Genomic DNA, 19,958 nt, shown 5'->3' on the forward strand with positions numbered 1-19,958 from the left:
TTATTTATCTCCCAAGAAAACAACGAATGGCAACATCAAATAAGCTGGCATCATGTTTAGCATTCTCAACCTGACGATTAACTTCATTATATAGATCCGTTGCTTTTACTCTTGATGTATTGCCAGCCTCATCCATAAAGTCTATTTCTAACTGAGGATACGCTTTTATTGCTAATTCAGCGCCTTGATAATCAGCCGCAAAATTAGTCGCTGCTCTATCACCGGTCACCAATCCTTCTGTTTTAGCCATATCATCATTTGCTACCTGAACTTTATCTCTGGGTTTAGGTGTCGAAATATAAGCAAAGTTACTTTCTGTAGCAGCATTATCAACAACCGCATCAGTGAATTTAGATTGAATATTAAGCTCTTCATTAATACCCAGTGCATCGCGGACAGCAGAATTAACATAAGTTCTATTGAGTTTTTTGGGTAAAAATTCCGCCTCTGCTAATAAGTTGCCAACGTCAACAGCACGGCCTTGTGATAAATCATGCATTGCCTTGTTCATGGCTGCAACATGACCATTTAATGACATGGCATTAATCGGTAACCCAATTGCAGTATCAAGCTCAATATTTAGTTGTTGGTTGGCGGTTAAGGCGGCATCTAGCTGAGTGGTAGAAAAATCAGGCGGCTTAATATTTTCTCCCCGACTATTGATAAATCGCCCGATACCGCCAAAAGCAGCACCCAACACTGCATCTATCGCAATAGCTTGTTGATCTAAAATGTCGTATTGTGCCGCGATGTCATGATAGCCACCTGCAGTTAAAATTTGGCTAGCAAATCCCCGTTGAGCCATTCCCATCGCTATATTGGCACCCGAGGCAAAAACAATATCGGGTGTGGCCTTGACGATAGGGGCAGCGATATTGCCTGCCATTCCACCTTTTGCTATTAGTTGCGCCGCAAGGCTGTCGGACAATATTCCGCCACCACGTAAGCCTAAGGACATGGGCAAAAACAGTCCACCAGCGGCAAAAATGGCATCACTGGTTGCTTTATCTATTGCAGTGCTTTGGTCTACGCCTTCTGCCCTTAATTTTTCGTATTCAGAAAACCCCTGTATACCACCAACAGATAAAGCCGCTGCGCTAGCGCCGCCGGTCATTGAGGCAACAACTGCTTGGCTACCGATATCAAACAGACTAAATAACACCTGGCCTGCCGTTCCGGTTGTGGCCGGATCGGGCGTTAAACGTCGAACTTGCTGTTCTGCCAGTTTGCGTTGCTGTTTAATAAAAGTTTCAGAGCTATCATTAATGGCAAACTGATCATTAACGGATTGAGCGACAGGCGAAACAAGCGTATCAACCAACCCCCAAAGCGCCTGATCGGGTTTAGCAACTAAGCCAGTATAAAGACCTTTATAGCCGGCAGAAAAAAATGCATCAAAAAAACCAGTTTGCGGCTCAGTTGTGCTATGAGTGGCCTCATCTAACTGTTGATTATCTACCACGGGATTTAAACCAAAATAACTCATAATGGCACATCCCTTATTTTTTCTTGCGATACATCGATAATGACCGGCTGGCCATTTTTATGTCTTAAATATCCGCTGCCCTGGATGATTAAATACTGACTATCACCATAGTTTTGTAATTGAAAAATAGCGGCAGAGGAATGGCGGTTTTTGCCTAAGGTCGCAGCAATGCTATTCCATTCATTGCTAATAGCGTTATCAAAAGCATCAGCACTCATTCCCCACGGTAACATGATCTTACCCATACCTTGATAATCATGAATACCACCGGTTGCAATATTAATGGCTTGCATCCAGGCATCGTTATCCAATTCACCGTTAATATCGCCCTTTTTGGCCATCAAGGCGGCATAGACATCTTTAGCGACCTCAAAAGCTTTATTGGCTCCGCTTATATCGCCAGCAAAAGCATCGCCCACTTTATCAGCAAAGTTTTCTCTCAATTCGGTCTCTTTCGGAAAGATAAATTTTTCCGTGCCTTTATCTAATTTTCTGATCATATTACCTTGCACAATTAGCTGAGCAGCCTCAGTGGGTGTTACGGTAATATCACTACTCCAAAATTTACTTTGGGCGGTTATGCTGGCCGGTTTATTCATAATAATGCCGGCAACGGCAAGCGAGGTATCAGATTGACTGATTTGCTTCAATGCGGCTGTATAGCTCTGATTACTTTTAAGCCCCTGGCGGATCGCATCCAGATATTCTATTTTTTGACTGGCCGGTGCTTTATCTAATAGTTGAGATAAAATGGTCTGTTCCTGAGCTGAAAATATGGTTAGCGGAGTTTGATAACCTTTTGCTATGTCAGCAACATGGGTTGATCTTTGATTCAGTGAATCGGTAAATGAACGAACATTAGAAAAATCTAACTTGTTGATTTGTTGCCTATCGATGCTGAACTGGATCGGGTCGGCTGTTCTTGTTTTATTAACGCTATTGATCGCCTGATTTAATAGGTCGTAGCGTCTCCAGTTATTAGCGGCATCGTCATCACCAGTTGGCTTTTTCGCTGCTAATAAAGCCTGTTGCGCTTGCGGAGAAAGGTATTGCACCGTGGCAATATCCGCCGCCAACCCTTGATTGTGCTGAAATTGTTCATACTCTTTTATGCCGTCATGTTCACCATAAGCATATTTGAATTCATCCAGTGAAGGGGGATTGCTATAAGTTAATCCCCGCAACACCATTGCATTAGCATCTTTGACTTTGTCCGTTAAGCTAGTTTTAAACTCCTGCCGCTGTTTATTTTGCACCGTCTCCGCTTGCTTACGTAGCTGGTATTGCTGAACAGGAGTTAATAACCGCCACCAGGGATTAGAGCCCGCTTGTGCTTTACCTATCTCAGGCTGGTACTGGGATTTATCTGGCTCAGGCAGTCGGGTTAAACCCAAGGCCGCCTGTAAGCCAGTATTTATCTGGGCATCAGTTATGCTATGTTTGCCTTCATGCTGCATAATGGCGGTTGCCAGCGATTTTAAGCTAGCAATATTGGTGACATCGATCGCCACGTTGGCATCAATGTTCATTCGGCTAGCAACATCGGCAATATAAGCTTCGGTGTTATTACCGTCCTTTTTAGGTGCCCAACGATGAATAATTTGATTGAGGGTAACCACTCCCTTATCTCGGTATGTGAGCAAATTTTTCCCTAATGCTCTAACGCCATGCTCTGGCGTGGCAAATTGGACATATTCGCCATCATCGCCAATTTGGCCATCCCAAAGATTGTCAGAAACACGTAAATTACCAGGATTATTGTTACGGCCCCCCCGATTATCCGCCGGATTGCCAGGCACTCGCATAGCGCCATTAACATCAGAAGGCTCACCAATAGTTTGTAAGGTTTGGATCGCATTTGTAGCCATGGCGTTTTGCCCTGCTTGCCAAGCTACCTGATTTTTAAATTTGGCAACATTAGCGATGATCTCCTCTTCACTTTGGCCTTGGGAGCGGCCAAAGGTGACAATGTTATGTTCACCCAAGGTAATATGACTAATAAACGCTTTTGGATCCTGAAAACTGGTTGCCGCCTTCTTGGCAATCATTTCCATTGAGCCTTTATGTGTACTCGTCTCAAATGCTTGGATCTGGCCTATTTCAAAGCGATTAATCTGCGTAGCATACTGCCGATTCAGTACATTAGCTTGTTTGCTAAAATCTGCTCTGGCACCTTCCGGTAAAGAAGCCATTAGCTCTTCTCTTTTGCTGCTGAGATTTGCCATCACTTCATCTGATTGCCCCATGGCATTCCGGCCTTGTTTACTATATAAACCGGTTTGCGGATTATTCAGTTGATCGTCGGCATAGGTTTGCCATTGCAGTAATGCATCCTGCGATAAGGCTACGTTGGCTCTTTGTTTAGCCTCAGCAAAAACTTGGCCATACTGCCCAACGGCTTCGCCGATATCCGCACCAAAATCGTTTGGAGTAGAACGAACCGTTAGACCATTATTTGGCATTGCTGTTGAACGCACTTGACGATCTTTATAGGTAGGCACAATTGGCATTATTGGTTACCTCTATTTTTTATTACCTGAAGATAGATCCCATGCACCACCCGCCGTACGGTAAACGCTATAGGCTTTTATCGGTGCCGTCAGTAACGTATTCATGGCGCCCATATTGCCTTGCCAACGTGACATTTTTGCATTAAGCCGCTCATTTCGGGCCTGCATTTGATAACCATAAGCTTCACGCTTCGAGTTATTTACCAGTGTGAGTGCGTCCAGCTCGCCCATAGCTGCCGTATCAGCCAATAAATCCAATGTCCCAGTTGAGCCCAAATCAACCCCACTAGCGGCCATAGCTGCCGTCTGAGAACCCATTAATTGCCGCGTGCGTGAGCGCTGATTTTCAGCTTCCAGATTGCCTCGATTAATCGCGTCGGAGGCTGATTGCTCATTTAATCTGGCGTTTTGATTAGCCACATCGGCATTAAATTTGCCCGATTGATATTGACTATAAGCTTGCATACCCGATGAAATAAGCATCGTGGCCGCTAATGCGATAGGGTTACACATGATTCAGCTCTCATAGAAAAACGGTGAAAAGGATAGTTGAGCACTCCCGTAGGTTTGGCTTCTTCAAGTTTAAAACCGAGCCAATGTAGCCAACCTTTCGCCACATGATTACGTGCATCAACATAATTTATTAATTCTGGGTATAGGGCTAACATCGCATTAAGAACGGGCCGACAACGGCGCAGAAAGATTTTTTGATACTTTTCCAATAAATCAGACCCGACTAACCAGGGCACACCGATCCCATTTAAAATTGAGCCTGGCGATACACCAAAGATAGTGACGACCTGATGATCAATAATACCGGCCCATGCTTGTGTTGCTTGCGTGATCCCAGTTTCCAATACCTCACGCGGCGACAACATCGACATGGCATAAAATTCATCAATATCCGCTTGCCGGACATGAGGCAATAACGGCGCAATATGCTGTTTGGTGGCACTAATAATTTGTACATGATGTTTGCTGACCATATTTAAAAACCGCCTACGTCTAAGCGAGGGATGACCGCTAAAATAGATAAGGGTAGTGGATCAGTTTGCCGCACATAAACCCGACCGTTTTTGCTCCAGGTAGCATCCAGATTGATTTCAACAATACCGGTCGCGTCATCAACAGGATTATCATAAAATTCAAATTCTCGCTGAGCGTATTCATATAAGCGTTCTTTCTCGGTGCCGGCCCAGATCCCACGACTAGTGTTAACAATCAGACTGGCTGATTTCATTAATTTCTTTTTATCCAGTAAGGTCTCTTGGCCGTTAATATGAATATCAAGGGTTTCCATTTCGCTGATGTAAGGTAAACCCACATGCACAACTACTGCCGGATCATCTAAGGTAATGGCGCCGTTGTTCACTAACTTAGGCGACAAAACGTTAGCATCCGCTAATACATTAACGGTTTTATCTGCTAAATGAGCTAAACCAGCAAACACCAAGCGCGCAAAACCCCAGCTGCTGGTGGGTTGATTTTGCAATACGATAGGCACATCTCTATTGACTAATACGCTGACTTTATTACCATCAATAACCGCAATAATGTGACAGCGTAATACTTTGTTTTCGTCGTCTTCAAAATAGGGGAGATGAATTTCATTATCGATATCGCTATCTTTAAATATTGCGCTGCCGGTTACTGTCAAGGTAAAGTCATTCTGATATGACCAATCTTTTGCGCTTGTCATTAGCGTCACAAACTTAGAGTTATCCCTATTACGACCGTCATAAGACAAACCTGAATCAACAAAAAAGGCGTTTTCAGTCTGGTTAAATAATCGACTTGATAAGCGCTCCACATAACGAACGGATTTACCCTTAATAGTTCGGCAAACGACAAAATAGACCGCATCCTCAGTCCCTTCACTAATGCTACAGGTTGACTCAAATTGACCGTCGGTATGTTGCGGTGCCCAGGCAAAAACTTGTTGCTCTCTTAGATAAGTGAGGGTCAGTAATTTACCATCATCACGAATACACCAAGCGATCGAATAGGGAACGATCGAAAATGCCCAGTCAATAATCTGGTGCTGTTGAAATAGATGATTAGCCAGAATAGTGAGATCGGAGCCCTGATAGCCATCAACATCAAATGAATAGGCCAAATCACGTACGGCGCTGCCCTTCTCTTGAATATATAACGCAATATTGGCAACAGAGATTGGCGGCACATTACTGCAGCCATTAGTACCTTGTGACGAAAACGAAAAACTACTCGGTGTTAAGACTTTGTTTTGATCACCGGTAATTTGATATTCGCCACCGGAGGTTAGCGCCATCAATGAACCCACATCAATTAAATGGCGAATTTCGTTAACCTGACGTCCAGCATAGGTATATATAATCCGATCGTCGTCTTGGATCGGATTATTGCGGCCAAAGTCTTTGTAATCACCACTGCGGCTTGCCCAAATGGTTTGTGGATAGGCGCGTGAACTAGCAAAAAATAACCGCTGTTGATAATAGACAACGGTACTCGGATAACCGGTTACTTCATTCCAGGCAAAGCGGGCCCATTTATAGCTGGTTTTATCTTTGCCTACCACATTTGATGGAATCGTCGCTATCACCGTGCCGGTTGCAGTTCTGCTATCACTACCAACTGACTCGATCTTGACGATACCAAAGCCACTATGCAGATATTGCCATTGAATACCGGTTTCACCGCCCCAGCCGTCCCACTCCATGCCTTCGGTATGTGAAGGTCTTAAAGTGCCACTTTTGCCTGCTGTGTTAGCACGATAATAATTATTTCCCGCCCGCCGCTGATCATTTATGGCGGTTTTTTTATCAGTTTCCCACACCGGAACCGCATCAACTGAGGGTTGCTCTAAATAAAACTGTTTGCCTACCTGCTCTTGGCCAAAAATAGCATGGCTTGCAGTCAGGGTAATTTTACCACTACTGCCACTGGCGTAGACCTTTTTCCCTTTATCGCTATTAATATCCTCAAATGGGCCATTACGGGTTTCTACTGCGACTAATTTCCAATCATCATGATTGTAGCGTTGCAACTCCATCGGCGGATAATTAGCATGCACAATAGTCATCACATCGGCCGATTGAGTAAACTTCAAATTAAATAAATCCGCTTCCACATAAGGGGTTGGCAGTTCAAATATCTTGCCCTTATTGGCACCACTGGAATACAACACTTGGCCACCATCTTTAAAAACGCGTAGATATTTATCGCCAAATTCCAGCGCATAAGTTTGGATGATGCTGAACTGAAACGGGATCAGCCGACATTTTTTATTGGCATATTTCGTCGCGGCAATAAAACGGGTGCCAGGGCGATTTTCAATGCCACCAAATTGACGAACCAGAAAGTTTTCACACTTGCGTAAGGCTAACGCATATTTAGCCAGATCAACCCGCCCATATAGGCTAGGCGCAATTTCACCACCAGAAAAACTAGGCTGAATAAGACTAAATGGCATTATGACAACCTCGCAGCAGTAAATTCGTCGATATAATCGGTTGGTTCGGATGATTCACTTAATGAATGAGCCGCCGCATTTTCAATCGCCAATTGATATAACTGAAAAGATTCATTGCCAATATTAGCGTTTGATGCCAATGAGCGCGCCAATTCTGCCGATAAGCGCCAGGCTAACGCATCAATAAAAATAGCATCAAACATATTGACGTCAGTCACTCTCGCCACATAGCGCAACCAAGCTTTGGGTTGATCACAATAAATTAATTTGCTGGTGCCGGCTTCATCTGAGCCCACCTGAAAATTAATCGCCTGATCCGGTAAGCTATATTTGTCACCAGGTCTAATGATGGCGATGGCTTTCATGCAATCAGTCGGATAACTATAAGCGTATTGCCATTCAGGCGGTGAGTTTCCGCTATCCGCTAAAGCGATCCGCTTAAGGGCAAAATTCCAGGGGAAATCAGTCAGTACCGTATCGCGACAATGAGGATAATGTAATGAACACTGTTCAGCCTCTTTGCTTTTTTCACGAAAGCTATTAATAAACCGGCTATTGCCAACCCGACTTAAGGCTAAATTGCAGATTTCAATTTCCGATGCCATCCTTTGAACTCCAATAAAAAAGGGGCTTAGGCCCCCTTTCGTCGCGGGGGCTAAACCCCTAACTCTTTTCGTTTAGCGTCTATTTCACTACGTAATTTATCTGCCCCCGCTTTATGGTGCGGGCTTTGGCCAAATAATTGCTGATATTCATCACGTAACGCTGCCAGCTCTGGATCAATACCTTCACTTGGTTGACTATTATCTTGCTTGTCTTCATGCTCTTTTTTCGGCTTAGATGCAGACTTAGATTCAACTAGTTCCAAGTTATTACCGGCAATGCCGTCATATTCAACCCTTTCATCAGGATAAAGCAGGCGGCCATTAATAAATGATTTTTTCAATACTTTATATTGCGACATGTCACACCCTATTGACTGACTGCGTGATAAATCGGATGAGCATCTACCGTTAAGTTGATCCCCGCAGTAAAGGCGCCAGCGGTAAGTGAACCCTTAGCCACGACATAGCGTAGACGCATATAACTCTGTGAACCGGCAGGAATTACCGCACTGATGCGCTCGCCCGCCACCAGCTTAGCAACCGGTTTAGCATCGGATTGGAACATTACATGAGGGTTAGCAAAGTCTTTTGTTCGGGCAGTTTCCAGTACAAATTGCACGGTAACATCGTCTGCCGCTGCCGCAGTTTCACTGGCTTGGATAAATAACGTCAACGGTTCACCAATACCGACATCGCGGAACTCCCCCATAATAGGGGATAAATCAATGATAGATTCACTTTCCGCCGAAGCAGTAACTTTCTGATCAAGTGAAAAAAGTGTCTCTTTATCTAAAATCATGTTTTTTACTCCTGATTAGGCAACAGATTTCCAGCGCCAACATTGCAGCGCTGCTCTGGTTTATTTAACCTGGCTCTCTGTCGCTAAAATAGAATCAACGCGACGAACTGGAATTTCGTCGAACGTCACTACCTTTTTGCCTGCTACTTCTTGCATGGAAATATTGACGTTTTTGCTATTTTTAATTTGCCGACGCATCCAGCTGCGGATCTGCTGATTGCAATAAATTGCCGGACGGCCCAAGGCCAGATTAGGGATCTTCTCAATGGCTTGGATCAGTAAATCCGGTAAATCAAGCGTATCTGCTGCTTCGGGATCTTTCTTTAATTTGGCCATATCGATATTGGCAATCCGTACTACATAGCGCCAGTCACGGACGGTTAAGCCATTTTTCCATTGAAAATGCGTTCGATAGCCTTCGTATTTTCCCTTATTGCCATCTTCAAGGGTCACTTGCCCTTTATGTTCTTGCTGCAAGCCAACCTTTGAACCCTTGGGATAAATGCCATGGACGGTATTTTCCCCCCACAACACCAACCAGATTGATGTGAGATTACTGCCAGTGCCACCCGCATCAATGATATTAACGCCATTTTTCGCCGTGCTATCATTAAAACGCGCCGCTAAACCGGTAAATCGTTGCGGATGAACCGTGGTATCACCATAAATCAGGGTTTCTGCCATTTGCTGATTCATTGATTCCAAAAAGGCTAAGGACTCAGAAAGCAAAAACTCATTTTTTTGACCGTTTAAATCGGCTAAATCTTTATCCACCTCAGAATAGGTTTCTAGCATTCCGATGGTATCGGTAACTTGTGCGGTGGTTGATTTGCTCGGAGGCACTCCATAATTCAGTAGCCGCCAGGTAGCTTCCGGTAAACCCGTGCGAATGGTTGTCCGATGACCGGTCGGTTGATTGGCTTCAACAAAAACCATGTCATCAAGGATCTCATTCGTCTGGCTTAAAAGCTCAACAATTTTAGCTTGTTTGTTATCAGGGCCTTGACGTTTAGCCCAGTCAATTAGTGTTAATGCAGGCATGCCTATCTCTCTCCTATACCCTATTTACTATCACCAAAAAGAACATCTGCTGCGCTAATTTGGCCATTAATATTACCGGTCACCATACTGTCCTCTGCCATCGCTTGGCCGATATTGGCAAAAACCCGAATTAACTCAGGATGATTTCCCAATCCGGTATCATTCAAATACTGTTTAAGATCCGGTGAGCCAAATTTTTTCAGCGCTTTTTGCGCATGATTGATCGACTCAACAGAGCCTAATTGCTGATCTTCATTAACCGTCTTAACCCAACTGTCAATCTGTTGTTGCCATTGTTCCGCCTGCTGCTTTATCACTTGCGGCATGATCTTGGCACCATAGAGATCAACCAATTTTTGCGCTTGCTCATTACTTAAATCCAGTTCACGGGCAATCGGCTCAAACTCTTTTACTGCAGTAACATCAAGCTGCTGTCCTTCACTGACTTTAAAGTCATATTTGTCAGGCGCGTTAATCGGGTTTTCTGGCGCATTGTTTGGCTTAACTTCTACAGATTTATTAGTGGCCTCATTATCATTGCTGTTCGCTGGTGGTGCATTCACTGCGGCGGCTGGCTTTTCGATTGGCGTGTTTGCGCCACCAGCGTCACCCCCTTCTGCTGGGAGTTGGTCACATAAACGGCGATCTAATAAACGTTCAAATAAATTCATTGTTTTTCTCCTGCTCTTTGCGTGCTTCCTCTGCCATTTCCAGATACCGTTCAGGACAGATAGTCATAATGTCGTTCAATAGCGCCAGGCCACGATTTCTATTACCTTCATTAAATGCAGTCACATAGGGATCATGGTTAAAAGAGGAAGAGAAAACACCGCTAGTAGTCAGTTGCAGCCAGATAAAGCGGCGCCCCTGTTCTAATGACATCACATGTTTGATATCTTCCGCTTCTCGCTCTATTTTCAAGCGCTGTTTTAGTCTTTCCTCAGCTGAGGATTTTTCATCAAAAAAATCTGTCATTGCGCTCTACCTGCCAGTGCCGCTAGTGCACTTTCCTTATCCATTGAGGTATTACTCAAAGTTTGCGCGCTATCAATAGCCGCCTGCGCCAGCTGCATTTGCTGCATCTGCGCTTGCTGTTCGGCCCGTTGCTGACGGATAACCGCAACCTGATCATTAGAGGAAACCATTGTCGGCGATACGCCAATAGCACCGGCATAAGAGTCGATCATTTCATCGGTGTTCAGCTTATCCAACGCCTCTGGTTTCATCTGGGCTAAGCCACCAACAAAACCCACAAAGCGCTCAATGCTGCTTACGCCGATCGCTTTTTGTGCCTGGGCCATCACCGAAATATATTCAACTTTAAGTTGAGTGCCTTGTAACTCTTCGGGCGGGATAGGCAATAAAGCATTGCGGGCCATAATTGAGAATGTACGATTGATCAGCTTATCCAGCAGTTCAGAATCAAGCCGCTGTAGAACCGGCCCTAACATTAATAATTTTTCTTCCCGCATTTCCACCACCGCTTCGACCGGCATAGAGCGGGTATTGATGGTTTGCATCATGCGAAATAGATCAACAAAATAGGCTGATTCAATACGTGTTCGGGTATCGGCAATATCCTGAATTAAGCTATTAATATCGGGATTGATTTGAAAAACCGGTTTGATCATCTGATCTGGCGTGGCCATGCTGACGTAGTTAATGCCGCCTGGAATTAAATTCACGCGTTGGTTTTTTAACGTAGCAGGCACATTTACTGGCGGGTTTGTAATTTTATCAATCATCTGCGCTTTACGTTTTTGCAACAGTTGTAATGCCTTCGCGCTACCCAGTGCTATCATGCCTGGACAAGATGAACCGTATACATCCTCTCCGTTGACTTCCCAACGCGGAGCCATAATAGGAAACTCATCAAAACCCGATTCACGCAGAAGGGTTTCATTATCACCGCCCAACTCAAAATAAACCGATTTAAAGCGTTTATTTTTGGCACTCATTTGGCTATTAATTTGATTTAAATTTGGGTAGACGGCATGAATGACTGGTAGCCACTGGTTATATTGCGCTGAGTCCCATAAGTTTTTCACTTGAAAACTGACATTTTCAAGACCAAACTCCATTACCATTTGCCTGACGGTCATACTAAATTCACGAAAGGTGGTATCAACGGTTAAATCGGGATTATTGGCAATGTAATAACTGCCGGTCGGAAATGGCACGGTTCGAATGATCCGCGCGCTGTCCTCTAATACAGCCATCGCACCAGTAGCAAATGTGCCAATATCGGCATAAAGTTGCGGTAATGACTGATAGATATTGGAACGATTGAAGACTTCATTCATTCGTTCTTCTACTGTCTCTAACCATATTTTCACCGGACTGTAGTTCATCATGTCCGGATCGGGAGTTGCTAACCTAAACCATTTGCGCGCGGGGCTGGTGATACCTGACATCATGCCACTGGATAAGGTGCGTGAGGCTTCAACCGCAGTTGGATCAATTATGGTCGTATTACGTCGATCACCACGATTAACCTCTGAGACAATAAAACGAGTACTACGTGGACGAGTGAAGTTAGCCAGTTCACGCCAATGGGATTCAAATGATTGACGATCACTTTTTAATTGTGCGAGTTGTGATAACAAATCTTGTTTTAAACTCATCTCCACATCCCGTTTATTGACCCAGTAGTGTCTTGCCGCTAGTTAAAGCTGTTCCGGTTGTTCCTTGCGAACCAGTGAGGATCGTTGACTTACGGCCGGCAGCGGCTCGTCTACGGCGTAATTCTTCTTCTCGGCTATTGGTTACAATGGCATCTTGCTCTTGCGGTGCGGCCTGAATCGGCGGCGGTGTCGGTACCTCTACTTTAGGGCCTGAAACACACATAATAACCTCTTAAGAAAATAAACAAAAAATCTTATAAGATATATTATACCGCTCAATTGACAATTAAAACAAAAATATATACCATTTTGTTTATCATTAACATTGATTATTATCCTTGTAGCTTATTGCGCTTACTGCCCTCTTAATTGAGGGTTTTTTTATTGCTTATGCAAAGGGATCGTAATCTTGTTCCGCACTGGCGGAAGCTTGGGCCGATAAATGAAAATGTTTCTCTTTTTTTGTGACAGGATAAGCAAATGTTAATACAAAAGCATCGCCTTTGCCTGGCGAGCGACCAATGCGTTTTTTGATCTCTGCTTTGGCTTCTAAAACTATTTTTCCATCTAACCTAACTTTATACTCCGGTGTCGATAAATCTTCGGCGGTCTCTTGATCATCAAGCGCGCCACCAATTTTAAGCCAGGTTTTAGCACTGTTATACATTTCGCCACGTTTGTTTAACATCTGCGGATCGGTTGAGGCGCCATTAAACGGCACTAACTGCCAGTCCCTCCCCCAGTTGATACCAATAGAATATATGCCGGTACCATAGCCAAAATCGATATGCACCGCATCCGCAGCAAACTGATCTTCAAAATCTGCAATGCGTTTAGCCATCACAATATCATCAGTGGTCTTGCTGCCTGTCCACAGGCATTTACTATGCAGCCCCTGGCGTAAATAGATCACTGCATCATCAGCGCCAGAATAAGCCGGATCAACACCGATAATGATCGGCGCATGCGCTACTTCGGCAGCAGTTACGGTACGTTTCATGGCAGCATCGGTTAAACCAGTAGCAATAAATTGCGTCTCAGAAACTGAAGGAAAAATACCGCGCACCCGGACTTTAAAGAAATCACTATCTTCGCCATAATCCGCCGCCCATTTTTTTATTTGTTCTTGGTTGGTGCCTTCAACCGTCCGACTGTCGATCTGCTTAGTCTTCCAGCGGTGTTTATACTTACGAAAGCATTCACGAAAACGACCTTCATTACGTGTTGGATTGCCAAAGGCCAGCCAAATAATTTCCGTTTGTTCATCCGTCAATGCCCCTTCTGCTACCTCCCACACCAGATCGGCAATACTCGACGCTTCATCAAAAATCAAAAGAATTCTTTTACCCTTATTGTGTAAACCGGCAAAGGCTTCCGTATTGTTTTCTGACCAGGGCACCGCATCGGCACGCCATGATTTATTATGATTAGGATCGTTGGAATAGACTGCAGTCGCCATACAGCTAAACCATTGTTTAGTAATAGATAATCTTTGCCACTTAATTATTTCTGGCCAGGTTTTGGTTCTTAATTGCGTTTCAGTATTAGCGGTAACGACAATCTTACAATCTTCACACGTGTCTAGCGCCCATTTAATTAACATCGCTATTGCGGCACTCTTACCAATACCATGACCAGAAGCACGAGCAATTTGTAATGGTTGATAGCGCGTTTTTGGATTGCGCAAGTGTTGACCAATTTCGTTAAAGATTTCTGCTTGCCATTGGCGCGGCCCTTGTACCGCTGCTAACTCAGTACCTTTTTCTCTCCAGGGAAAAGCATAACGCACATAAGTAAGCGGATCATGGGTAAATGAGGCGATATCTTCGATCAGTTGCCCTTCGGCGGTGATAACTTCATTCATTGGCAGTTGCATCCGTAAAAGCACGTTTACGTGCCGCCGCTAATTTATCGGCTAAGGTAATATTAACATCAACCTGCAAACGATCACGGAAGGCATTAACATCTACATGGCGGCCAACTAATTCAAGAATTTTCACTTTATCCAACAGTTTGACTTTTTTTAATCTAATGTCATCGTTAATATCAATAACGTCAAATGCCGCTACACTTTTACGCCAAATAGCTGGCCACTCTTTTACCGGTTTTATATCACCGTTTGCCGCTAAAATATCACCAATATCAGCGTCAAGCATATCGACCAGTCGTTTCAGTACCATGTCTGCATCCATCTTGGTACGTTTATTGCGCTGTTGCATCAGCTGGGCAATACGGTCAATAACCCGCGCATCTTTCATCAGTTGAGAGGCTCGTTTACAAGCGCTGATTTCGGCATAGCCGGCAGCAATGGCGGCGTTGGTTTGGTTATCAGGCGCTTTGATATATTCCTGACAGAAACGCTCCATTTGCGCGTTAAGGGGATTGGGTTTTCGGGTTGACTTTTTTCGTTGTTTTTGGGTGGTCATAATGAGTACCTCTTTGTTTATTATGACCATAGGAAAGATGATATTCAAATCATAAAGTATTTATTATACAACTCAGATAAAGATTTATTTCTATCATCACATTCAAGATATACGGAATTCAATAAATCACCATAACTAACAACACCACGATAAAAAAGAATAACTATAGGTCTCAACATATCAATTTTAAATTTATTATCATAATTTTCATTACTGGCTAATTTTAAAAAAATGTTAAGTACATTTTCTAATATTATATATTGTTCATTTAGTGCTATCAATTTTGTTGCAAAATTTTCATTTAATAGATAAATTTCATAAAAAAGTTCAACTGAATTACATATAGACTTAATATTTGTATTAAAGCTCCTAGTACTTCCATCACTACATGAAACAACAAAATCATCAAATTTAAATTCTTGAAAATCTATTTCTACTACCTCATCATTTTTTATTGCATCAAAAGTATTTACAATACCTTTATATAAAATATAATTTCTCTCTAACTTAAATTTAATGGTTTTTTTGATAGCTTTCAATTTTGCCTTATTCGATTCTTCTTTTTCTAAATTATTATCTTTTTTTTGTTTATTATATATTTCAATTGATGTTTCGATAGATTTTTGAGCTGCATGTAAGGACTTATTTGCTATATCTGTAGATTTTTTTGTATATTCCAATGATTTTTTTGTATACCTAATAGTTAAAAAACTTACTATTGCCGTAAAAATCAATGATAAAACTGCAACAACTAACCCCCAATCAACATTTTCCATAACTCACCATAAAGATTTAAACTTTCTAATAACCAACCTTAAAATTAATATATTATTTGGGAATGTGGTACAACATAATCGCTAAATTAACTAAACGATTTCTATCATTATTTAAATGGAAAATATAGTTTAGCCAAGTATCATCTTTAGTACCTAAAAATTTAATAAAGTTAGGATGCTGAGTAATCTCATCCTTTGATGTTTTTATAACAGAAGTGAAGTCTTTATTTGAAACGAACATTATTACCGCAGCTTTTGAATCTCTCCATGTTAAATACCCTAATAACTGCGAAATAGTGTCTAGGAATCCTTTCTTTCCTCGCCAAAATTTGCATTCAGCAATAAACACATTATGACCATCATACCTTAATAAGATATCTGTTTTTCCTTTTTTATTAAATGTTTCTCCAGTTGCAGAACCGGCAAAATTTGGTTCAAGCATCATTAGAAAATGGTCTCTAAGGTGTTCCTCCTCTTTATTTGCATAGAGACTAGGTAAACGCTCAAATACTTTACCTACATCATGTATCAACTTTAGAATTTCTTCATAAGTATTTTTATCAAGGCATGGCTCAGGCGTAAAGACGGATTCTGTGACTTGAGGTCGTACTACAGAAATTTTTTTTCTTTTTTCTAGTGCTGACACAGAAAAAGTTGATGATATATTGCATGATTTTTTTATTGGTATACCAAGAGAAGCCAAGACATTATTCTTTTTTAATAGACTTCTTTTTCTGAATTCAAATGCATCTTTTATTTGAGCATTAATACCTGAATTATATATATTAACATCTTTAGATACATTTCTTGCTTGTTCTAATATACCACGCATTATAGAATCTTTATCGTTTGATATTTGTTCTTTATTATTATTATAATTAATTATTTCAAACGTAATCTCTTGATTACTAACCTCTACCTCTACAGTCCACACTAATTTAGTACTTGGTGAACATCCTAATAAATTTTTATCTCCACTAAATGGAATATGAAACCTGATAACATTTTTTTTATAACTTATACCTTGATTAACTAAATAGGATCGAGAAAAACGCTCTGCAGAAATCATCTTCTCATAGGATGATACATACATTTTATCTTCATAAATCTCTAATGGTTCAACTTTTGCCTCATCTGACTTATATCTCACATAATCTAATTCATTGACGTTAAGAAGATAATCATCTTGTTCTTTATTAATAGAATCAATAATTAAAGCTTTTTTTTCTTGTAAATAGTAGAATAGAACCGTTTCCCAAAATATTTTCAACGCACTATCCCTCATTTAATAATGATTTGTCTTAAGCACGATAATACCCCCATAACCCAATCAGTAAAACAATAACTAACCAAAACAATACAAATTTAAAGTAACGCATTAGCATAATTGTTTTCCTCACTTTTTATCATTCTCATGCCTTCATCACTCAGTTACATGAAATGATTAAACCTTAGCTGGCATAACTAACACGTTCATCTGCTCATAGTTGTTACCGAGTTCACACAAACAGGCGTCAGTTTCCAATGTTAAAAGCAGTTTTACCGCAGGAAATTGAGGATTAAATAACTTAGCTATCTTCTCTAATTTAGCTAAAAATCCGGCATTGAAGCCGATTTGACAAACACCATTTTGATGTAAATTAGTTGTGACCCTAGCGATTAATCTATCGATATCTGGATAGTTTCCATCAATTAACTTAGCCATTGTTACACCAACTAATACCTCATTTTCGTCGTACAGTTGGCATAGATTTTCTTCCGTATTAATGACGGCATATTCGAATTGTTTTGTTGATAATTTATCTATCGCTATGATCACCTCATTTTCAATTTGATTTTCATGTTGACCATAAGCAAGAACATAGCCGTCTGTAGAAACAATCTTGCCGTCAACACGAAAACAGATCCCATTAAGATAATACCTAACATCACTACGCGCTTGACAACGTAATAACGCTAATAATGTGTTTTTCTTAATTGTTAATTTCATAGTCATAACTCCTTACCACTCTTAATCAAGCTTTACACATTACAATCACTAACTTACCTTATGGTAATAAGTTGATGATTTTATTTATTTTTGGGTAACTTTACCCTTAAGTTTTCGCTTATACCCCAACATCTAAAACCGGCCAAATAACAAACCTTATTTGATAATATTTTCCATTTAAAATAAACAAATTGTTTATTATTTTAACAATAAAAAAATAACCCGCTCAGGTTTGCTTTTTACCCTTTTCAATAATATCTATCCAAGCAGGCCGTGGTCGTGATCTATCAGCTAAACGTATAATGGGTTTTGATATTGATCCTCCATTGGCTACCCGCTCTGACCAATCGATCAGCATTTTTTTCAGCTGTTTTTCAATCTCACCCTCAGTCAAACACATATCGATCATTTTCCTATGCAGATCAGTAAAAATCCAATACTGCACTGGATGTTTAAATGGATATAACTCGGCACTATCATACATTCCCTTATCTCTGCAATAACGTTTCCAATCGTTAAGCATGCTATGATCACTAATGCCGAAAGGATCCTGTTTCACTGATTTAGCCGCTAGCTCAGCAATAACATCAGACAGTTCCGGTGGCCATGGATTGCCCTTCATACAACGAGCCAGACAGAATTTAAAAATTAATTCTAACTGGGCGTCACTTAAGGCGCTTATCGCTTGCTTCCACATCAATGACGGTGTTGTCCCGTTCTTGCTCGTCCATTTCTCGCCATAGAGATCGATCATCTGCTTCCAGAGCTTCAACAGCTTCTGATCCATATGTTTCTCTGACTTGTTGATAGAACTTCTGCATGGCTTTGGATTTTCCTGCCGCCGGATCAGATTTGAATGCTGATTGTGCATGTCGTGCCCCTTTTCGTTGTTTTGAACGTTGATACTTCAAACTTTTTGCCAGTGTGATTTGCCATTGGTCGTGATGTTTTGCTTTTCCCTCTGCACACCAGTAGGCAATAAATTCCGCTAATTCAGTTTCGGTAACGGGTGTATCAAGTACCGTCCCCCAATAGGCGGCTTTCTGCAAAAAATCTGCGTCAGGTTGCCAACCCGAACAGACTACAAATTTTTCTGTCCGTGAAAATTCAAAATTTTCTGCGATCTCATTAGAGAGAGTATGTTTTATATATTCTTCTTCTTCCTCTCTCTCTGGTAACGCATTTTGTAACGCTTCATGCGTTACATTTCTTTTCTTTTTTTTCCTGTGCTCTGCAACTCTTCTATTTGTAAGGGCCCGTTTTTTCGATGATTCTCCGTTATGGCGGTCAAAATTTGGCAACATCAATTTGCCATCTATTTCTCTCATCCAGCCAACCTGAATTAATGCATCAGCAAAACCAGTAACAAAAGTAAGACGATCTATTACGCTTTTGGTAACGCTACCAGCGTTACCGTCCAAGGTTTGTAAATCAGCCCAAGCCCAAACTCTTATCAACTTTCCCAATACAGCATCAGGATCGATACTGAGTATCTCGGCAATCTGATAAATCTCAGGCTTATCTGGGGTTATGACTTCAACCTTTATCCAGCTACTGGCCATTAACTAACCTCCTGAGCCGCCCTCACCATTTTTCTTGCCTGCTGCAACAGCCGGTTAATCTCTTTGCGATAATCTGATGCATGTTTTGCCGCACAGGTAACGCAAACACCGTTACTTGTGAAACGCTCTGCAATGTGTCCTTTCTTACACGGTTTGCCGGTATAAAAACGCGTTTGCCCAAATTCAACTGCCTCTTTCCTGCTAATAATTTTCATTATTTTTCCCTGTTCATACTCGGTTGTGCAGTAAGAATAAATAGCAAACAAAAATAAATCAACCATAAAAGGATATTTGTTTATTATTATAAACAAAAAAAATACGCCTAGCTGACAACGTGACTATTTAATAAAATATTGCATAAATTGCTCTAACGAAACATTCATACCAAACTCATTACATGCTTTATGTAATTTCATAACTGACTGTAAACTAACATTTCTTGTTAAGTATCTTACATGAATAGCAATATATTTTTCACTTAGTCCGACCTGTTTAGCAAAAGCTTTTCTTTCTAATTTATTCAAACCGTTCCAAAAATTTTTAAAGTTAAAATTTTCCATATCACCCTCAAAAAGATAAACAACAAGAAAATTGTAAACATTTTTTGCATTTACCGAAATGTTTAATACCGCTTTAATAAATATAAACAGATTAAACATTAATGAAACAACTAAATTAACGGGGATAA

At 41.3% G+C, this 19,958-nt stretch carries 22 protein-coding genes; all 22 read right to left on the reverse strand.

The window, feature by feature from the left end:
* Window positions 1-4: 4 nt before the first annotated feature.
* The 22 genes from QE177_RS08965 to QE177_RS09070 all read right to left on the reverse strand — a co-directional run bounded on the left by QE177_RS08965 (window position 5) and on the right by QE177_RS09070 (window position 19,929).
* The gene (locus QE177_RS08965) at window positions 5-1,486 is read right to left on the reverse strand and encodes a hypothetical protein (RefSeq protein WP_280548895.1); all 1,482 of its coding nucleotides are present in this window, start codon (window positions 1,484-1,486) and stop codon (window positions 5-7) included.
* Window positions 1,483-3,996, reverse strand: coding sequence for a hypothetical protein (locus QE177_RS08970; RefSeq protein WP_280548897.1), 2,514 nt, complete (start codon window positions 3,994-3,996; stop codon window positions 1,483-1,485). Before QE177_RS08970 ends, QE177_RS08965 begins: the two co-directional genes overlap by 4 nt.
* Before the next feature lie 12 nt (window positions 3,997-4,008).
* Window positions 4,009-4,509, reverse strand: a complete 501-nt coding sequence (locus QE177_RS08975) for a hypothetical protein (protein ID WP_280548899.1) — start codon at window positions 4,507-4,509, stop codon at window positions 4,009-4,011.
* Complete coding sequence (locus QE177_RS08980) at window positions 4,488-4,982, reverse strand: hypothetical protein (RefSeq protein ID WP_280548900.1); 495 nt, start codon at window positions 4,980-4,982, stop codon at window positions 4,488-4,490. The genes QE177_RS08975 and QE177_RS08980 overlap by 22 nt, the downstream gene beginning before the upstream one ends.
* A gap of 2 nt (window positions 4,983-4,984) precedes the next feature.
* A complete protein-coding gene (locus tag QE177_RS08985; RefSeq protein WP_280548902.1) occupies window positions 4,985-7,447 on the reverse strand; it encodes a hypothetical protein in 2,463 nt (820 codons plus the stop codon).
* Window positions 7,447-8,052, reverse strand: coding sequence for a hypothetical protein (locus tag QE177_RS08990; RefSeq protein ID WP_280548904.1), 606 nt, complete (start codon window positions 8,050-8,052; stop codon window positions 7,447-7,449). Before QE177_RS08990 ends, QE177_RS08985 begins: the two co-directional genes overlap by 1 nt.
* Before the next feature lie 50 nt (window positions 8,053-8,102).
* Window positions 8,103-8,411, reverse strand: coding sequence for a hypothetical protein (locus QE177_RS08995; RefSeq protein WP_280548906.1), 309 nt, complete (start codon window positions 8,409-8,411; stop codon window positions 8,103-8,105).
* 8 nt (window positions 8,412-8,419) lie between these two features.
* Window positions 8,420-8,851 carry a Bbp16 family capsid cement protein gene (locus QE177_RS09000; RefSeq protein WP_280548908.1) on the reverse strand — a complete coding sequence of 144 codons (432 nt, stop codon included), beginning with the start codon at window positions 8,849-8,851 and terminating at the stop codon, window positions 8,420-8,422.
* A 60-nt stretch (window positions 8,852-8,911) separates the two neighbouring features.
* Window positions 8,912-9,892, reverse strand: a complete 981-nt coding sequence (locus QE177_RS09005; RefSeq protein ID WP_280548910.1) for a major capsid protein — start codon at window positions 9,890-9,892, stop codon at window positions 8,912-8,914.
* A 20-nt stretch (window positions 9,893-9,912) separates the two neighbouring features.
* The gene (locus QE177_RS09010) at window positions 9,913-10,563 is read right to left on the reverse strand and encodes a peptidase (protein WP_280548912.1); all 651 of its coding nucleotides are present in this window, start codon (window positions 10,561-10,563) and stop codon (window positions 9,913-9,915) included.
* Window positions 10,550-10,867 carry a hypothetical protein gene (locus QE177_RS09015; RefSeq protein WP_280548913.1) on the reverse strand — a complete coding sequence of 106 codons (318 nt, stop codon included), beginning with the start codon at window positions 10,865-10,867 and terminating at the stop codon, window positions 10,550-10,552. The genes QE177_RS09010 and QE177_RS09015 overlap by 14 nt, the downstream gene beginning before the upstream one ends.
* Complete coding sequence (locus QE177_RS09020; RefSeq protein WP_280548914.1) at window positions 10,864-12,522, reverse strand: portal protein; 1,659 nt, start codon at window positions 12,520-12,522, stop codon at window positions 10,864-10,866. Before QE177_RS09020 ends, QE177_RS09015 begins: the two co-directional genes overlap by 4 nt.
* Before the next feature lie 7 nt (window positions 12,523-12,529).
* On the reverse strand, window positions 12,530-12,739 hold the full coding sequence (locus tag QE177_RS09025; RefSeq protein WP_280548915.1) for a hypothetical protein: 210 nt from the start codon (window positions 12,737-12,739) through the stop codon (window positions 12,530-12,532).
* A 165-nt stretch (window positions 12,740-12,904) separates the two neighbouring features.
* The gene (locus tag QE177_RS09030) at window positions 12,905-14,380 is read right to left on the reverse strand and encodes a terminase (RefSeq protein ID WP_280548916.1); all 1,476 of its coding nucleotides are present in this window, start codon (window positions 14,378-14,380) and stop codon (window positions 12,905-12,907) included.
* On the reverse strand, window positions 14,373-14,942 hold the full coding sequence (locus QE177_RS09035) for a terminase small subunit (RefSeq protein ID WP_280548918.1): 570 nt from the start codon (window positions 14,940-14,942) through the stop codon (window positions 14,373-14,375). The genes QE177_RS09030 and QE177_RS09035 overlap by 8 nt, the downstream gene beginning before the upstream one ends.
* 44 nt (window positions 14,943-14,986) lie before the next feature.
* On the reverse strand, window positions 14,987-15,718 hold the full coding sequence (locus QE177_RS09040; RefSeq protein WP_280548920.1) for a hypothetical protein: 732 nt from the start codon (window positions 15,716-15,718) through the stop codon (window positions 14,987-14,989).
* Between the two features lie 52 nt (window positions 15,719-15,770).
* Entirely contained in the window at window positions 15,771-16,988 is a 1,218-nt protein-coding gene (locus QE177_RS09045; RefSeq protein ID WP_280548922.1) for a hypothetical protein, read from the reverse strand.
* 174 nt (window positions 16,989-17,162) lie between these two features.
* Window positions 17,163-17,708 (reverse strand): hypothetical protein, encoded by a 546-nt coding sequence (locus tag QE177_RS09050; protein WP_280548924.1) that lies wholly within the window; start codon window positions 17,706-17,708, stop codon window positions 17,163-17,165.
* Between the two features lie 226 nt (window positions 17,709-17,934).
* On the reverse strand, window positions 17,935-18,405 hold the full coding sequence (locus tag QE177_RS09055) for a replication protein P (protein ID WP_280552255.1): 471 nt from the start codon (window positions 18,403-18,405) through the stop codon (window positions 17,935-17,937).
* On the reverse strand, window positions 18,374-19,270 hold the full coding sequence (locus QE177_RS09060) for a DnaT-like ssDNA-binding domain-containing protein (RefSeq protein WP_280548926.1): 897 nt from the start codon (window positions 19,268-19,270) through the stop codon (window positions 18,374-18,376). The genes QE177_RS09055 and QE177_RS09060 overlap by 32 nt, the downstream gene beginning before the upstream one ends.
* A complete protein-coding gene (locus tag QE177_RS09065; RefSeq protein WP_280548928.1) occupies window positions 19,270-19,581 on the reverse strand; it encodes a hypothetical protein in 312 nt (103 codons plus the stop codon). Before QE177_RS09065 ends, QE177_RS09060 begins: the two co-directional genes overlap by 1 nt.
* A 27-nt stretch (window positions 19,582-19,608) precedes the next feature.
* The gene (locus tag QE177_RS09070) at window positions 19,609-19,929 is read right to left on the reverse strand and encodes a hypothetical protein (RefSeq protein WP_280548931.1); all 321 of its coding nucleotides are present in this window, start codon (window positions 19,927-19,929) and stop codon (window positions 19,609-19,611) included.
* Window positions 19,930-19,958: the final 29 nt, after the last annotated feature.

The sequence above is a fragment of the Arsenophonus sp. aPb genome (assembly GCF_029873475.1).
GTDB lineage: Bacteria > Pseudomonadota > Gammaproteobacteria > Enterobacterales > Enterobacteriaceae > Arsenophonus.